This is a genomic window from Enterococcus sp. FZMF (assembly GCF_030263915.1).
Classification (GTDB): Bacteria; Bacillota; Bacilli; order Lactobacillales; family Enterococcaceae; genus Enterococcus_D; species Enterococcus_D casseliflavus.
Window position 1 is genome coordinate 2,764,563 of the sequence record NZ_CP127160.1, and the last position, 15,543, is coordinate 2,780,105.

The window sequence follows — 15,543 nt, forward strand, 5'->3', positions numbered from 1 at the left end:
TCAGAAATCGAAGGGGGGCTTTTGATTGATTAGAAATCCTGCACACGAAGGGTTTGTTGGGATGAAGAGGCGTTGGCATAGCAGCCTACCATAATCCCAGTAAAGACACCACCAACTTCAGTAGTCAGATATTTTGTTTCTCCACTGCCTAAAGGCTGTGCTTGTCCTTGCTCATCAACAACAGAAAAACGATAAGTTTCTTTATCTGCGCTCAGCTGCAAGGTGACTGTATCTGCTGCATAAGGCAGTTTCTTTTCCACTTTCCATAGGGAGCCGATTTGTCGACGGAAAACTAGCTGCTGACTGGACGCCGTTTTTTCCAAGTAGCCCTCATAGTGATGGGTGGCATTTAAGAAAACCGTCAATCCCGCTTGTCCATCCGTTAGTTGCCGACAATCAAAGGTTGCTTGAAATTGTTGATCAAAGGCGGTTTGCCGTTGGAACACAGCCGCGAGTTTGCCTTGATCAGACAGACCCGTCTGATTAGGATGCAGCAAGAAGCCATGCGGCTCTTCTTCAATCAACGTCGGGTCCCATTCGAATAAAGTCACGTAATCAGGCTTGCTGCTCTTCTTTTGTGTTTCCTTTGGTGCCGCCGCTGTGTCTACCTGAATGGTTTCTGGCAAATGACCTTCCTCGCCAAACACCGGCCATGGGTTTGACCAGTCTACTGGCAGTAGACATGTTTCCCGCCCTAACAAATGCCTTAAAGGATAGCTGATGGGGCGTACTGCTAGACAGACTGCCCACCAGTTGCCTTTAGTATCTTGCACGAGATCCGCATGCCCTGCGGCTTGCAGTGGCAGATTCGTACTGCGATTGGTCATCACTGGATTGTTGGGGCATGCTTCATAGGGTCCCGTCAATGAACGGCTGCGGGCCATGGTCAGCATATGCCCATAGGACGTTCCGCCTTCGGAGATCAACAGGTAGTAATAGCCGTCTTTTTTATACAAGTGGGGGCCTTCTGGATCAGCCGCTCCGCTGCCCGTCCAAATATTTTGCCGCGGGCCTAGTTCTCCAGAAGCCAAATCGATCGTCCGCAGATAGATCTCCTTATGGGTGCCTAAGTAATAGGTCTGCCCATCGTCATCTACGAAAATTGTTGGGTCGATCCCAGGGGTGTCCAGCCAAATCGGGTCAGACCATTCACCAGCGATGTCATCCGTCCAAATCAGAAAGTTGCCTTCTCCTCCTTCGTTTGCGCCAACGTTAGTACAAACGAGGTAAAAGCGGTCCTTGATGAAACGCAAGGTTGGGGCATACAGACCAAAAGCATTGGGATTTTTCGTCGGTAGCTGCAACTGCTCAGGTCGCGAAAGTCCATGGCCAATCAGCTGCCAGTCTGCCAAGTTTTTACTGTGATAGATTGGTAATCCAGGAAAATATTCAAAGGTACTCGTCACCAGATAAAAGTCTTCACCGACACGGCAAATACTGGGATCTGGATGAAATCCAGGTAAAATTGGATTCGTGATGGTTCGCATGGGCATCTAAAACTCCTTTATCGTGGTTTGGTCAGCCGTCAGCTCATGGCTCGTTTTTCCAGCAGTCGTGTGTATCTGCAAGGATGCTTGCTGGATGCCAGTCAGCTTGACGATCAGTTCTTGATCGACTCTTTCGACAGCCACCTCGCCAAGCCACTCACCGTGGTGATCATAGATAGCGGCAGCGGTCTTGTCTTGCGGATCAAAAAGATGGATCGTTGGATGTTGGGCATAGTCATAGACTGCTTTGGTTTGTTCATGGCCTTCGATAATGACTTGATTTGGTCGGACTAACAGTGGCAAGTGGAAATAGTCATAGGTTTCTTGGTACCAGCGTCCGCCCTCGTATGCTTTGCCAGATAAATAGTCGATCCAATGCCCCTTCGTTTTCGGTAAGTAAAAGGAGACTGTTCCTTGATCATTAAAAATGGGCGCCACTAAAAGGTGTTCTCCCAGCATGTATTGGCGATCCAAATGATGGGTCATCTCGTCTTCAGGAAACTCTAAGACCATTGCTCGCATCATCGGAATCCCCGTTTGAGCGGTTAGCACCGATTGGGCTTGCAAGTAAGGCATCAAGGACAGTTTTAACTTGGTAAAGGCTTTAGCTACCGCCACGGCTTCGTCGTCATAGACCCATGGCACTTTGTATTCCCAGCTGCCATGGTAACGGCTATGGGAAGACAGCAGACCAAATTGTGTCCAGCGCTTGTAGAGGTCTGGAGTTGAGCCAGCTTCAAACCCTGAGATATCGTGGCTCCAATACCCAAAGCCGCCTAACCCAAAGGACAGACCTGCCCGCAGCGACTCTGCCATCGATGGATAATCTGAGGTACTGTCGCCGCCCCAGTGTACAGGCAAGCGTTGTGAACCAACCGAAGCTGCCCGCGCAAAAACGATGGCTTCTTCTGCTCCCTTGACTTCTTTCAGCAAGTCAAAGACGACCTTATTGTATAGATAGGCGTAATAATTGTGCATTTTTTCTGGATCAGAGCCATCATAGTACACCGCATCGGTGGGAATCCGTTCACCAAAATCCGTTTTGAAGCAATCCACCCCCATGTCTAATAAGGCACGCAGCTTGCTGTTGTACCAAGCGATCGCTTCAGGGTTGGTGAAGTCGACGACCGCCAAACCAGCTTGCCATTTGTCCCATTGCCAGACATCTCCATTGGCGCGTTTCAAAAAATAGCCATTGGCCATCCCTTCATCAAACAAGGGTGATTTTTGCCCAATGTAAGGATTGATCCAGACACAGATTTTCAATCCTTTGGCTTTCAAGCGCTGCAGCATTTTTTCAGGTTCTGGGAAAGTTCGTTCGTCCCACGTGAAGTTGCACCACTCGTATTCTTTCATCCATAAGCAGTCAAAATGAAAGACCTCAAGAGGGATATCACGTTCTGCCATACCGTCTACAAAAGACGTCACGGTTTGTTCATCATAATCCGTCAAGAACGAGGTACTTAGCCATAACCCAAAGGACCATGCAGGCGGCAGCGACGGTTTTCCCGTCAAATCAGTGTAGCGCTGGATCACTTGTTTCAGCTCATCGCCGGCAATCACAAAGTATTGTAGCGATTGTCCTGGATTGCTGAATTGAACACGCGAAACTTTTTCACTCCCCACTTCGAATTGCACCCGATCTGGTGAATTGACAAAGACGCCATACCCTTTATTACTTACATAAAAAGGAATATTTTTATAAGCTTGCTCTGTACCAGTGCCCCCGTCGGCATTCCAGATATCAACACTCTGGCCGTTCTTCACGAAATTTGTAAAGCGTTCCCCTAAACCATAGATCGTTTCTCCCACATCCAGGGTCAACTGTTCGCTGATATGGGTATTTGCTTGCGGATCGATCACTAAGGCTTTGCTGCGAGGCTTGCTTTGGGTAATCAGCTGTTCTTTGTAATAAAACGAAGCTGTCACATTTTCCTCTTTGGTGATTACGACTTGCAAGTCTCCCGAGCGAAAAACATATGATTGCTCGTCTTCTGAAATATCAGGAGTGATCGCTTCTGTCATCAATTCAAAATCGGGGGCTTTGGCTTGGATCCCTTTATAGTTATAGAGGGTGATCCCAATGATATTGCTTCTAGGGGTAGTGACTTCCATCGTTAACAATCCGCCATCCAGCGTTGCCCCTTTATGTCCAACATAGCTATAAGGCAGATATAAAACCAATTTGTTTTCTTCTTTACGGGCATCGTAGACATGCACCGCAAATTTCACATCAAATCCTTCACGAAATAACCAACCGCCATCTGAAAATTTCATTTTTTTCCTCCTTGTTGGATCAATGTCAACGCCCCTAACAGACCAGAATCATTATAGTAACGACAAGTCTCGATCGGCACTTGGAAATCTGGCCAATGGGGGTTCTCATTGATTGCTTGTTTGATTATAGCTAATAGATCAGGGTGTTGGCTGATGCCGCCGCCGATCAGTATTTTTTCGGGATTCATCGTGACAGCTAGGTTGTAAATCGCAAGTGCGACATAACGTGCCCACTGTTTCAGGATCTCCTGCGTTTCAGGATCACTCGACCGCTGTTGCATGATGGTTTCGCCTAAAATCTCCTCTGATTCAGGAATCGCTTTTGCCCGCCGATAGGCAGCAATCAGTCCTCTCGTTGAAGCTAGATCATGGAGGGTCGCAAAAGAAGATGCTTGAAAATCAGTGATCATCATTCCGAATTCTCCTGCCCGAAACCCATGTCCGTGAATCAACTGGCGCTGATGAACGAGCGCGCCACCAATACCGGTGCCTAATGTGATCATGACAAAATCTTGTACGTCAGCAGCATTGCCGGTAGAAAGTTCTGCTAAAGCAGCACATTTCGCATCATTTTCGATCCAGATCGGATAGGACTTGTTTAAACGCTGCTGCAGCTCTTGTACAACAGCACAGCCGTGCAAAGGAGCCAACGCCCCCGCCATGATCGCTCGGCCATTGACTGAATCAATGAAACCAGGAAAACTCAGCCCGATCCCTTCGATGACATGCACTTGCTCGACTTCTTTTATTTTGGCAGCTAAGGCAGCAAAAAATTCATCCCGCGTATTACTCGGGGTTTTGATTTTGCCTCGGTCCAGCCATTGATTCTTCTCGGTAAAAACCCCGAATTTGATATAGGTCCCCCCTACATCAAAGCACAGGCGTACATCTGTCATTTCTCCTCCTCCGTTCGAAAAGCGCTTACAGTTTCATTTAAATTATATAAAAGAAAAAAAAGAAAGCCTACTTCTTAGAATAGACTTTCTTACTATAAAAATTAGCTTTTTTCTGTCTCCGATAGGCAATAGGATACTTCTTTTTTATTTCAGCATTGCTCCATTTGAAGCAATGACTTCCTTATACCAATCAAAAGAATCTTTCTTGATTCGATCAAGCGAACCATTCCCTTCATTGTCACGGTCTACATAGATGAACCCATATCTTTTTCGCATTTCACCTGTAGTAAATGAGATGAGATCAATACAGCCCCATGCTGTATACCCAATCACATCAATGCCGTCTTCCTCGATGGCAAGCATCATTTGTTTGATGTGTTCAGCTAGATAGTCAATCCGTTCGGGATCATGAATGCCGGTTTCTGTCATTTGGTCATTAAAACCAAAGCCATTTTCCACAATGAAAATCGGCAGTTCATAACGGTCCTGCAAGAGATTCAGCATATAGCGCAATCCCATGTGGTCAATCGTCCAGCCCCATTCCGTCATCGTTGCATAAGGATTCGTTGTTAGCACACTGCTGCCCAACAAAGGATCATGTAGATAGTTTGCATCTGAGCGGGTAGATACTGTATTGCTTAAATAATAAGTAATCCCGATATAATCAACGGTGCCGTTTGCCAAATCATCAAGATCGGCTTCTGTCACATCGATCGTGTACCCTTTTTTCTGCCATTCATTGAGAATTCTTTTTGGGTAGTGTCCACGGACATGTACATCTGTGAAATAGAGTTGATTATTATCTTCTTGTTGTGCTAACAATTGATCACGAGGATCAGAAGTCAGGGGGTAATTAGGCGTGGCAGCTAAACAGCAGCCAATTTGAAACTCAGGATTGATTTTTTTCGCAGCTGTGACGACACGAGCTGAAGCAACAAACTGATAGTGAGCGGCTTGGTACATGCCTGCTAGTTTCTCCTCATCCTCGTCAAAGATCACACCAGAATTGGTAAAACTGTAAATTGGATTATCGATGATCCGCTGATTGTTGATCTCGTTAAATGTTAGCCAATACCGCACTTTTTCTTTGTAGCGTTCCATTACAGTTTGCGCAAAACGTTCAAAAAATCCGATCATCTTTCTGTTGCGCCAAGCCCCATAGGTTTCAACTAAATGATAGGGCATCTCGAAATGAGACAACGTCACAACAGGTTCTATTCCATATTTTTGCATCTCGTCAAAGACCTGATCGTAAAAATACAGCCCTTCTTCGTTCGGTAGTTGTTCATCTCCTAAAGGAAAAATTCGTGTCCATGCGATACTGATTCGCAAAGCTTTGAAACCCATTTCCGCAAAAAGTTTGATATCTTCCGGGTAACGATGGTAAAAATCAATGCCTTCATGATTCGGGTAATATTCCTCAGGCAAGATTGTGTTGGTAATTTTCCGAGGCCGATCTTTCGTGCCTGCTGTCATCACATCGGCAATACTGATCCCTTTCCCGCCTTCTTGCCAAGCACCTTCCACTTGATGAGCGGAGATCGCACCGCCCCATAAAAAGTTTTCTTTCATTTTCAAACTCCTATCCTTCGTTGTTTACGGTAAACAGAATCCCTTCTACTTCAATTGTTCCGGCCGTTGTTTCGTACTCGATTACTGTATCTGGTCCACAATTTGTAACGATCACGGGTGTCGATAATTGATAGCCTTTATCCAGAATCGCCTGCCGGTCAAAGGTCAACAAACGATCTCCTCGTGTAATTGTCGCACCATTTTCGACGTTAACATCAAAAAACTCACCATTTAGATTCACGGTATTCAATCCGACGTGGATCAATAATTCAACCCCTTGATCAGATTTAATACCAATCGCATGCTTAGAAGGGAAAACAGCAACAACAGTACCTGCAAAAGGTGCCCGAATGATTCCTTCATCGGGGATGACCGCAATTCCTTGTCCAGCGATCCCGCTGGCGAAGACATCGTCTTCCACTTCTGCTAAAGGCATCACTTGTCCTTTTACCGGTGAATAAATCGGAGTTGCTGCATTGGTTAAGATACTTTCTACCTCTGATTCAGGCTCTGCTTCAAATTCTGTTAGTTCACTTTCCTTCACGCCGAAGAAATAAGCCAGTAAAGCTCCTGACAACAATGAAACGGTGATTCCGATCAGATAACCCACCAAAGGACTGTAAACAGGCAAGGAAAAAATATTATGGAAAACATACGCATTCATCGTCACACCAAAAGCGCCTAACACTGCTCCGCCTAAACCACCGGAAATAGCTACGATCGGCAAAAGTCTTTTGTAACGAAGAATAATCCCATAGACGATGGGCTCTGTCACGCCGGCAAAGAAGCCAGTCAATGCAACGGGGCCTGCCAAAGCCCGCATTTTCGAATGTTTTTTCGCTCGTAAGAAGAAGCCAACTGCAATCCCGATTTGAGCAAAAACAGCGGCCAATGCCATTCCTTCAATAGGGTCTCCACCTAATCTTGTCAGATTATCTAACGTTACAGGTGTAAAGCCCCAGTGCAAACCAAACATAACCATGAAGGTCATCCCGCCGCCTAAAACGATGCCTGAAAGGATCCGGCTTTTTTCAAATAACCACATTACACTTCCTGATAAAAGATCCCCGAAAAAGGTGCCGAATGGACCAAAAAGGATAACGGTCAATGGAATCATGATCATCAAACTAAGCATTGGTACGGCAAACAATTGAATGTCTTTATAAATAATCTTTTTCAAAAATTTATCTACAAATTGATAAATAAAAATAGCCGCAAAAATCGGAAATAGGGTTGTGGCATAGTCCACGGCTTGAACTGGTATCCCTAAGAAATTTGTATTTTCCACGCCAATCAACCCAGTAAACTGAGGTTCCAACAATGCTGCACCAATCACACCACCAACGTACATGTTGGCACCTAATCTTTTCGACAACGTGATCCCTAAGAAAATCGGTAAAAAATAAAATATTGCATTACTCGCGGCACTCAAAATGACATAAGTAGAAGATTCTGCTGATAACCAATTAAATTGGGTCAAAACCGTCAGCAGTGCTTTTAGCATCCCCGAACCTGCTAGAGCAGGAATTAAAGGAGAAAAAGCACCTGAGATAATTTCAAATACGGCGTTCAAATTAAAACCTGTTTTTTTCGAAGAACCTGTTTCTTGATCTGATAACCCAGCCATAGCTGAGATTGTCGCATAATAATCTGATACATTGCTGCCGATTACGACTTGATATTGTCCTCCGCTTTGTACAACAGACATCACATAGGGCAGTTTTTGAAGTTCCCCTTTATTGGCCTTGGTGTCATCCTTCAAGCCAAAACGCAATCTCGTTGCACAATGAACCAAGCTGTCGATATTTTTTTCACCACCGATCAAGCGAATGATCGCGGCACTTTCGTTTTCAAATTTCATAGTTACTCTCCTTTTGCGTATAATAAAAAGCGTGATCTAGAAGACACCTCAAACAAAAGACTCGTTTGAGTGCTCACTCTAGGTCACGCCTGCTTTACCAGTAACGATCCATTAAGATGCCAATCGATTTAAATGTAAGGTTAAATACAACACTTCATCTTCAGTGATTTCCCACTGATACCTATTTTCCAGAAATTGCTTGATTTTCATAGCACACTCATAATCCAACGGATATTTCAGTTGAATCACATCTAATAAACTAGACGCTGGTTGAGCTGGTAGCTCATTGCTCATCTGTCGTTTAACAAAGTAGCGAATGTGAGTGATGAATCGGGAAAAATAAATAGAGTCTTGTCTGAATTCTTTGCCATAATGATAATTGATGATCGTCAAAATATCTTTCATGACTTTGGAAATCAGCATTGTTTCTTCCATTCCGTTGTTATCGCCTAAAAAATTCACGAAATGCAGTGTAATAAAAGCAGCCTCATCTTGCGGAATATTCAGATGTGTTCGCTTTTGCATCAGCTCAACCGCTTGAAGACCAATTTCATATTCTTTCGGGTACACCTGCTTTAATTCCCATTCTAGGGGTGTTTGAATTTTCATCCCTTCTCTTGCCCTCGTCAGAGCAAAACCGATATGGTCTGCAAGTGCCACTAGCAGTGCAGGATTGCTTTCGCATTGAAACGCTTCCTCAAACAATTTTAAAATATCGCTGGCCAGTTGCAGATCACGATATTCAATCCGTTTAAGCAGCTGTTCCAAATCTGCAATGCTTTTTTGGTCGTTAATGATGAATCGCTTTTCTATTTTCTTTTGATCGACAGTGTCGCCTGGCTTCAAACCAAAGCCGATGCCACTCCCCATCACAACTTCTTCTTGGTGATTGTCGTTCAGGACTAATGAAGCATTATTATTAAATACTTTGACGATTTCCATGGTCAACACCTCCTAAAATAAAACAAAAAAATAACGTCACCAACTAGCTATGATCTTTTTCCAAAACAAACGAATGGAGAAAATCTCATACCTGTGGTCACGCCTGCATTATCAGTAACGATCCGATGCACTTACTATACTTCAAAATGAAAACGACGTCAATAGCTTTTTTAAAGCATTTTCTTGTGTGAGCTTCTGACGAGATTATTCAAAAAAATGGCGACAAGAAAAGACGTGTTGTCTCTTGCTGCCGCCATGCGAACCTGTAATGCCGCTTTTTCTTTTCACAAATTTCTCTTTTCATTGCCTATGCGATGGACTGTTTTCCTGAAAAATAGCTGCTCATGTATCAGCGAATTTTCTTATGTTTTCCGAAACTCATTCGGTGAAACCTGATGGTATTGTTTGAACTTTTTGTAGAAATAATCAACATTGCTGTAGCCCACCAATTCAGCAACTTCGTAGACCATTAGATTGGAATGACGCAAGATTTCCACCGCTTTTTCCATTCGAACTTCATCCAAGAACGCCAAATAATTTTTCCCAGTTTCTTTGCGAAACTTCTTGCCTAGATAGGCACTATTGTAATTGAAACGTTCCCCGATTTTTTTCAAGGTCAAATCTTCTTGATAATGCTTTTTCGTGTATTGGATCAATTCTGCAATGATATCGATTTGGTTCAAACTGCTGGCGACTGTTGCTTGCAAGTCTGCTAGTTTTGCGGTGATCACCTCTTGCAGCATTGGAAACGTCTGGGCGAGAAAAATCTGCTGATGCACTTCGTCTGTCGACCATTCGATTGCTAAGGCTACTTTTTCACTGATTTGATGCTGCAGCCATTCGATGTCACCATTGATTTGCCATTTGATCTCTTCTTCCAATGCCAATGAATGATAAAAGGTTTGATAATAGCGGGATAACGGCTGTTCTAACGGATCGTTTGCCAAAATCGCCTTGACTAATTCTTCACGCAAATCACTTCGTTCTTCTGCTTCTTGCGTCGTATCCAAAACATGGTGAGAAATGACTTGATTGGGAAATAAGAAAATCAATTTACTTAATGTCTGGATGTCGATCATCAATGGCTTCAAGTTATCTTGCGCCGCAAACCAGCGGGAGATCAAGATTTCTTGGTGAGCCATTTTTTTACGGCACCACGCATCGATCGCCTCGTCGGGAAAGCGCTCCTCGTTTAATAAAACCAAATACCGATGATGTCGATGGATCAAGGTGACGACTTGCGCCACTTGCTCCTGCAATTTCTCAACCAGCTTTTGGGCATCTGCCTCCTCGGAAAGACGCAATAGCTTGATGGCTTGTGCGTCTTTGATTCCCGTTTGATCCCCGCCAAACAATTTCTCCATCAACTGACTCTTCTGATTTTTCTGCTGATCAGTCTTAGCTTTTTGATCGATTTTCGTCAAAATACCGATCAGCTCTTCTTCGTCAACTGGTTTCAGCAAATAGGTCACAGCGCCCAGTTGCAACGCTTGTTTGGCATAGTCAAAATCTGAGTAGCCGGATAAAATAATGGCAAAAAACAAAAGCCCTTCCTCCGATGCTGCTTGCACCATCTCAAGACCATTTTTTCCCGGCATACGGATATCAGCGATCACAACGTCTGGCTTCAATTCACGGATCATTGCCAAGCCAGCTTCGCCGTTTTCCGCCGACCCGACGATTTGATACCCCAGACGTTCCCAATCGATGATCAGAGGTAGCCCATTTCGGATCGATGCTTCATCGTCAACGATCAACACTTTACGCATTTTCCAACCTCCATTTTCAGCTACTCCTTCGTTACATCATGTTTCACTTGTCAAACTTGCCCCGTTGGTGCGAATCACCTCTTGATACCAATAAAAACTATCTTTCGGGATGCGCGCCAACTGACGTTCGCTTTGATTGTCGCGATCAACATAAACAAACCCATAGCGTTTTTTGTATCCATTCAACCAACTTAGTAGATCTGTAAAGGACCAAGCACAATAGCCGATCAGCTCAACCCCATCCGTAATGGCCTTTTGCAATTCCACCAGATGTTCCTGCAAATAGGTAATGCGGTATGGATCATGGATCTGCTTGTCTTCTGTCAATTGATCGATAGCGCCTAACCCATTTTCAGTAATAAAAATCGGCAAGTCATAATTGGCTTGGATGCGGCGCAAGGCTACACGGAAACCAACGGGATCGATCTCCCAGCCCCAATCTGTTTTTTTCAAGTGAGGATTTTCTGCTGTCGCAAACATGGTTTCTTCGGGTGAGAACTCACCAGCTGCCGCTTGCATCAAATACGGATCGACTTTAGAAAATTCTTTCTTTTCAGCTGACTGCTTTTGCAAATTGTTTTGCTGGGCCGTCCCACCGTGATAGTAATTGATTCCTAAGAAATCAGGTTTTGCCTGTTTTAATAGTGCTTGATCTTCTGGAGTGACTTCAGGAGCCAAGCCAACTTTGGCTAATTGCTTGTACACAAATTTCGGGTATTCGCCTTTGCAATAAACATCTAAAAACCAAGCATTGTTGAAGGCTTCGCCATTTTCTGCTGCTAGCACATCTTCTGGGTCACAGCTAAACGGATACATCGGTCCATAGCCAAAACTTGGACCGATCTTGCCTTCAGGAACCAGCTCATGGAACAAATTGATCGCCTTAGCATTGGCAAGGTTGATGATATGATTGGCTGCATACATCCGTTTTAAGTCCTTCAAGCCCGGCGGATGTGCCGCCCAACGGTACCCAAGAGAAGTGAAGACATTTTGTTCATTCATGGTGACCCAATAGGTGACTTTCTTTCCTAGGCGTTCAAAAAGGATCCGGCAATACCGTTCAAATGCTTCTGCTGTTTCTCGGCCTTCCCATCCTAAGTATTTGTCTTGCAAAGCCTGGGGAAGGTCCCAATGATACAGCGTCAAAATCGGCTCTACTCCTTGCCGAAGCAATTCATCCACCAGCTTTTCGTAAAACGCCACACCCGCTTCATTGACCGCGCCTTCGCCATCAGGCAAGATTCGCGACCACGCCACGCTGAAGCGATAGGCTTTCAAGCCCATTTGCTTCATCAAAGCAACATCTTCTTTGTACCGATGGTAATGATCGATCGCCACTTTGCCGTTGGTTTCCTCAAAAGTATTGCCAGGAATTTGGGCATAGGTGTCCCAAATCGACGGACCTTTGCCGTCTTCTGCCCATGCTCCTTCAATTTGATAGGCCGCCGAAGCTGCCCCCCATAAGAAGTTTTCTGGGAAAGGATCTAAGTTTGTGTGAAACATCAAGTTGCCTCCTTCATTTCCTAAACCGAAATAAATCGGTTACATTTTATCGTATCATAATTTGGTTGATTCGTAACAATTGCCAAAAGATATTTTTTAGGTGAAAAAACTGCCGCTCCTCAGAACGACAGTCGTTTCTTATTAAAACAGGTAATCATTCAAACGAGATTTCACATATTCAATGTGGCTGGATTCTAATTCGATTTGATCATGAGCCAATGCGTAATCTGTCAGTGTTTCTAAGTTTTCCTCATCAGCAACGATCTTCGCTCCGATGCCTTCTTGGAAAGAGGCATACCGTTTTTCCTTCAACTCGTCTAAGAAGCGGTCTTCTTTTAGTTTCGCTGCTGCTTTCAACGCTCTGGCATACGTATCCATACCAGCGATGTGGGCTAACAACAGATCTTCCATTTCAAATGACGAACGACGGACTTTAGAATCGAAATTGATTCCTCCCGGCGCGATGCCGCCGTTTTCTAAGACTTCGTATAAAGCGAGTGTCGAGTCAAAGACGTTGGTTGGGAATTCATCCGTATCCCATCCTAACAGCATATCTCCTTGGTTGGCATCCAGTGAGCCTAATGCGTTATAGCTACGGGCAACGGCGATTTCATGTTCAAAGGTATGGCCAGCTAATGTTGCATGATTGGCTTCTAGGTTTAATTTGAAATCTCCTTCTAAGCCGTAGTGCTGAATGAAGGCCATCGTTGTCGCTGCATCAAAATCATATTGATGTTTTGATGGTTCTTTGGGTTTCGGCTCTAATAAGAACTGAGGTTTATGACCGATTTTTTCGCCATAAGCGATCGCCATTTTGAATAGACGGGCGATGTTGTCTTGTTCAAATTTCATGTCTGTATTCAACAAGGTTTCATAGCCTTCACGGCCACCCCAGAAGACATAGTTTTCGCCGCCTAATTTTTTCGAGATGTCTAAGCCTTTTTTGACTTGGGCTGCCGCATACGCATAAACTTCCGCATTATTGGTGGAAGCAGCGCCGTTATTGAAACGAGGATGTGAGAACATATTTGCTGTATTCCATAATAGTTTGATTCCCGTTTGTTCCATTTTTTCTTTGATCAAATCGGTGATTTCGTCTAAGTTTTGGAAAAACTCTTCTAACGTTTCTCCTGCAGGCGCCACGTCTACATCATGGAAACAGAAGAACTCTGCCCCTAATTTTTCGCAAATCTCGAAGAAGGCTTCTACTCGATTTTTCGCCGTTTCCATTTCGGTGTCACCGATCCACGTCCGTTTGTTGACGGGTGCGCCGAAAGGATCAGAGCCGTCTTGCGTCATCGTATGCCAATAGGCGATTGCAAAACGTAGATGATCTTTCATTTTCTTGCCTAAAACAACTTCTTCGGCATCGTAGTGGCGAAATGCAAACATATTGTCTGTTTTAGGACCTTCGTAGCGGATTTTTTCGATCTCTGGGAAATAAGTCATTGTTGTTGCCTCCATTTTATGTTTTTTAGTGTAATAAACTAACTTACTTGTTTCCAATCATTTAGAACCAAAAACGATTCCTCATTTTGATCAAGTAGATTGCCTGCTGCCTTTATGCTACTCGATTTGCGCCAATGCATGGCAGATAGGGGCGGTTTGTTGGTAGACGGTGCGGTAGATCGCATAAATTTCTTGGTATTTGGCGACATTTTCAGGAATCGGTGCAATGGCCTTGCCGTATTTGACAAAGGCGTTAACACAGGCACCTGCATCTGGATAAATGCCGCTGCCGATTGCTGCCAGCATTGCTGCGCCCATACCTGGACCTTGCTCAGTAGACAAAGTCAGCATTTCTGCATTAAAAATATCGGCTTGCATTTGCAGCCATTCGGCATTTTTCGCACCGCCCCCCACAGAAACGATCTGGGTGAATTTCCGCTGTGCCCGTTCTTCCATGATCATTTGGGAATCTTTTAAAGAGAAGGTAATCCCTTCTAAGACCGCACGACTGAAATGCTTTTCGCGATGCCGTGTGTCGATGCCGATAAAACTACCCCTGATTTGGCTGTCGGTATGTGGTGTGCGTTCGCCCACGATATAAGGCGTAAACAGCAGGCCTTCTGCCCCTGGGTTTACCTCACTGATCGCTGAAAGCAATTCCTGAAACGATTGGTTGGGGGCAAACGTATCACGATACCAGCTTAAGGAATTTCCAGCGGCTAACGTGACCCCAATTGAATACAACTTGTCTTTGATCGCATGACGGAAAAGGTGTAGATCTCCTTGATAATCAACCTCTTGCGCTTCTTCAAAGGATAAGAACACACCGCTCGTGCCAATCGACACCATGCCGACACCTTCGGCGATGATCCCTGAACCTAATGCAGCACAGGCATTGTCTGCGCCACCTGCATAGATCGTCACCTCTTGTTCAAACCCAAAGGCTTCTTGCAGCTCTTTTCGCATTTGCCCCACAGGCGCTGCTGATTCAAAAAGCGGCGGCAGTAAATCCGATGCGATTGCGAATTTTTCTAAAATGGCTTCAGACCAGCACTTCTTTTCGATATCCAGCAGTAACGTACCCGCTGCATCGGAATAATCCATCGAATAGTTCCCAGTCAGCCAAAAAGCCAAGTAGTCTTTTGGCAGCATCATGTGACGAACTTGTTGCCAATGTTCAGGCTCGTGTTCTTGGACCCATAAAATTTTTGGTAAGGTGAACCCTTCCAAAGCAACATTCTTGGTGATTGCTTTTATTTCCTCTCCAAAGGATGCCATGATCGCTTGGCATTGTTTGGTGGTTCGAACGTCATTCCATAATATTGCCGGACGAATGACTCGGTTTTCTTCATCCAATAAAACAAGACTATGCATTTGCCCAGAAAAGCTGACGCCGATCAATTCCTTTTGCAGCGTTGGAAGCTGCTGGATCAAGGTTTTGATCACCTTATCTGCCGCCTCTTGCCAATGCACCGGCTCTTGCTCACTGAACCCCGGTCTAGGGGATAACAATGGATAGTCAGTACTTGCTGTTCCTTGGAGTTCCCCGGTTTGATCAAAAACTAAGCCTTTTAACGCACTTGTTCCTAGATCCAACCCTAAAAAATAAGCCATCTCTTCTCTCCTTCCTCTGTTTGAAGCAGTTAACCATTGACCCTTAATCGGTTAATTAGCATTCAAAACTAACTAATTGGATAGTAAACGATTCTCGCATTCCTGTCAAGCGCTTTCAACGAATCTTTCATGGTTTTTCCTTCTCAAACTGCTGCTCCTACATTCTGCGTCTT

The 15,543-nt window shown here is 44.5% G+C and carries 10 protein-coding genes; all 10 read right to left on the minus strand.

Features of this window, described 5'->3' with window-relative positions; all coding sequences use genetic code 11:
* Positions 1 to 29 precede the first annotated feature (29 nt).
* Complete coding sequence (locus QN079_RS13475) at positions 30 to 1,493, minus strand: glycoside hydrolase family 43 protein (RefSeq protein ID WP_301994687.1); 1,464 nt, start codon at positions 1,491 to 1,493, stop codon at positions 30 to 32.
* Positions 1,494 to 3,764, minus strand: coding sequence for an alpha-xylosidase (gene yicI / locus QN079_RS13480; protein ID WP_289229937.1), 2,271 nt, complete (start codon positions 3,762 to 3,764; stop codon positions 1,494 to 1,496). It abuts the gene before it with no gap.
* Complete coding sequence (locus QN079_RS13485) at positions 3,761 to 4,660, minus strand: ROK family protein (protein WP_005228453.1); 900 nt, start codon at positions 4,658 to 4,660, stop codon at positions 3,761 to 3,763. The genes yicI and QN079_RS13485 overlap by 4 nt, the downstream gene beginning before the upstream one ends.
* A 144-nt stretch (positions 4,661 to 4,804) precedes the next feature.
* Positions 4,805 to 6,232: a 6-phospho-beta-glucosidase gene (locus tag QN079_RS13490; RefSeq protein ID WP_010749936.1), complete on the minus strand. Its 1,428-nt coding sequence runs from the start codon at positions 6,230 to 6,232 to the stop codon at positions 4,805 to 4,807.
* A 10-nt stretch (positions 6,233 to 6,242) separates the two neighbouring features.
* On the minus strand, positions 6,243 to 8,093 hold the full coding sequence (locus QN079_RS13495) for a beta-glucoside-specific PTS transporter subunit IIABC (RefSeq protein WP_289229938.1): 1,851 nt from the start codon (positions 8,091 to 8,093) through the stop codon (positions 6,243 to 6,245).
* Positions 8,094 to 8,204: 111 nt separating this feature from the next.
* Positions 8,205 to 9,035, minus strand: a complete 831-nt coding sequence (licT, locus tag QN079_RS13500) for a BglG family transcription antiterminator LicT (protein ID WP_010749938.1) — start codon at positions 9,033 to 9,035, stop codon at positions 8,205 to 8,207.
* A 362-nt stretch (positions 9,036 to 9,397) separates the two neighbouring features.
* Positions 9,398 to 10,804, minus strand: a complete 1,407-nt coding sequence (locus QN079_RS13505; protein ID WP_074535429.1) for a response regulator — start codon at positions 10,802 to 10,804, stop codon at positions 9,398 to 9,400.
* 36 nt (positions 10,805 to 10,840) lie between these two features.
* A complete protein-coding gene (locus QN079_RS13510) occupies positions 10,841 to 12,307 on the minus strand; it encodes a glycoside hydrolase family 1 protein (RefSeq protein WP_216696191.1) in 1,467 nt (488 codons plus the stop codon).
* Between the two features lie 141 nt (positions 12,308 to 12,448).
* Entirely contained in the window at positions 12,449 to 13,756 is a 1,308-nt protein-coding gene (xylA, locus tag QN079_RS13515; RefSeq protein ID WP_008380597.1) for a xylose isomerase, read from the minus strand.
* A 117-nt stretch (positions 13,757 to 13,873) separates the two neighbouring features.
* Positions 13,874 to 15,370: a xylulokinase gene (gene xylB, locus QN079_RS13520; RefSeq protein ID WP_289229939.1), complete on the minus strand. Its 1,497-nt coding sequence runs from the start codon at positions 15,368 to 15,370 to the stop codon at positions 13,874 to 13,876.
* Positions 15,371 to 15,543: the final 173 nt, after the last annotated feature.

Bases quoted from the DNA above. Each gene is read 5' to 3' on its own strand.
- QN079_RS13475 (WP_301994687.1), bottom strand. From the start codon at position 1,493: ATGCCCATGCGAACCATCACGAATCCAATTTTACCTGGATTTCATCCA.
- yicI (WP_289229937.1), bottom strand. From the start codon at position 3,764: ATGAAATTTTCAGATGGCGGTTGGTTATTTCGTGAAGGATTTGATGTG.
- QN079_RS13485 (WP_005228453.1), bottom strand. From the start codon at position 4,660: ATGACAGATGTACGCCTGTGCTTTGATGTAGGGGGGACCTATATCAAA.
- QN079_RS13490 (WP_010749936.1), bottom strand. From the start codon at position 6,232: ATGAAAGAAAACTTTTTATGGGGCGGTGCGATCTCCGCTCATCAAGTG.
- QN079_RS13495 (WP_289229938.1), bottom strand. From the start codon at position 8,093: ATGAAATTTGAAAACGAAAGTGCCGCGATCATTCGCTTGATCGGTGGT.
- licT (WP_010749938.1), bottom strand. From the start codon at position 9,035: ATGGAAATCGTCAAAGTATTTAATAATAATGCTTCATTAGTCCTGAAC.
- QN079_RS13505 (WP_074535429.1), bottom strand. From the start codon at position 10,804: ATGCGTAAAGTGTTGATCGTTGACGATGAAGCATCGATCCGAAATGGG.
- QN079_RS13510 (WP_216696191.1), bottom strand. From the start codon at position 12,307: ATGTTTCACACAAACTTAGATCCTTTCCCAGAAAACTTCTTATGGGGG.
- xylA (WP_008380597.1), bottom strand. From the start codon at position 13,756: ATGACTTATTTCCCAGAGATCGAAAAAATCCGCTACGAAGGTCCTAAA.
- xylB (WP_289229939.1), bottom strand. From the start codon at position 15,370: ATGGCTTATTTTTTAGGGTTGGATCTAGGAACAAGTGCGTTAAAAGGC.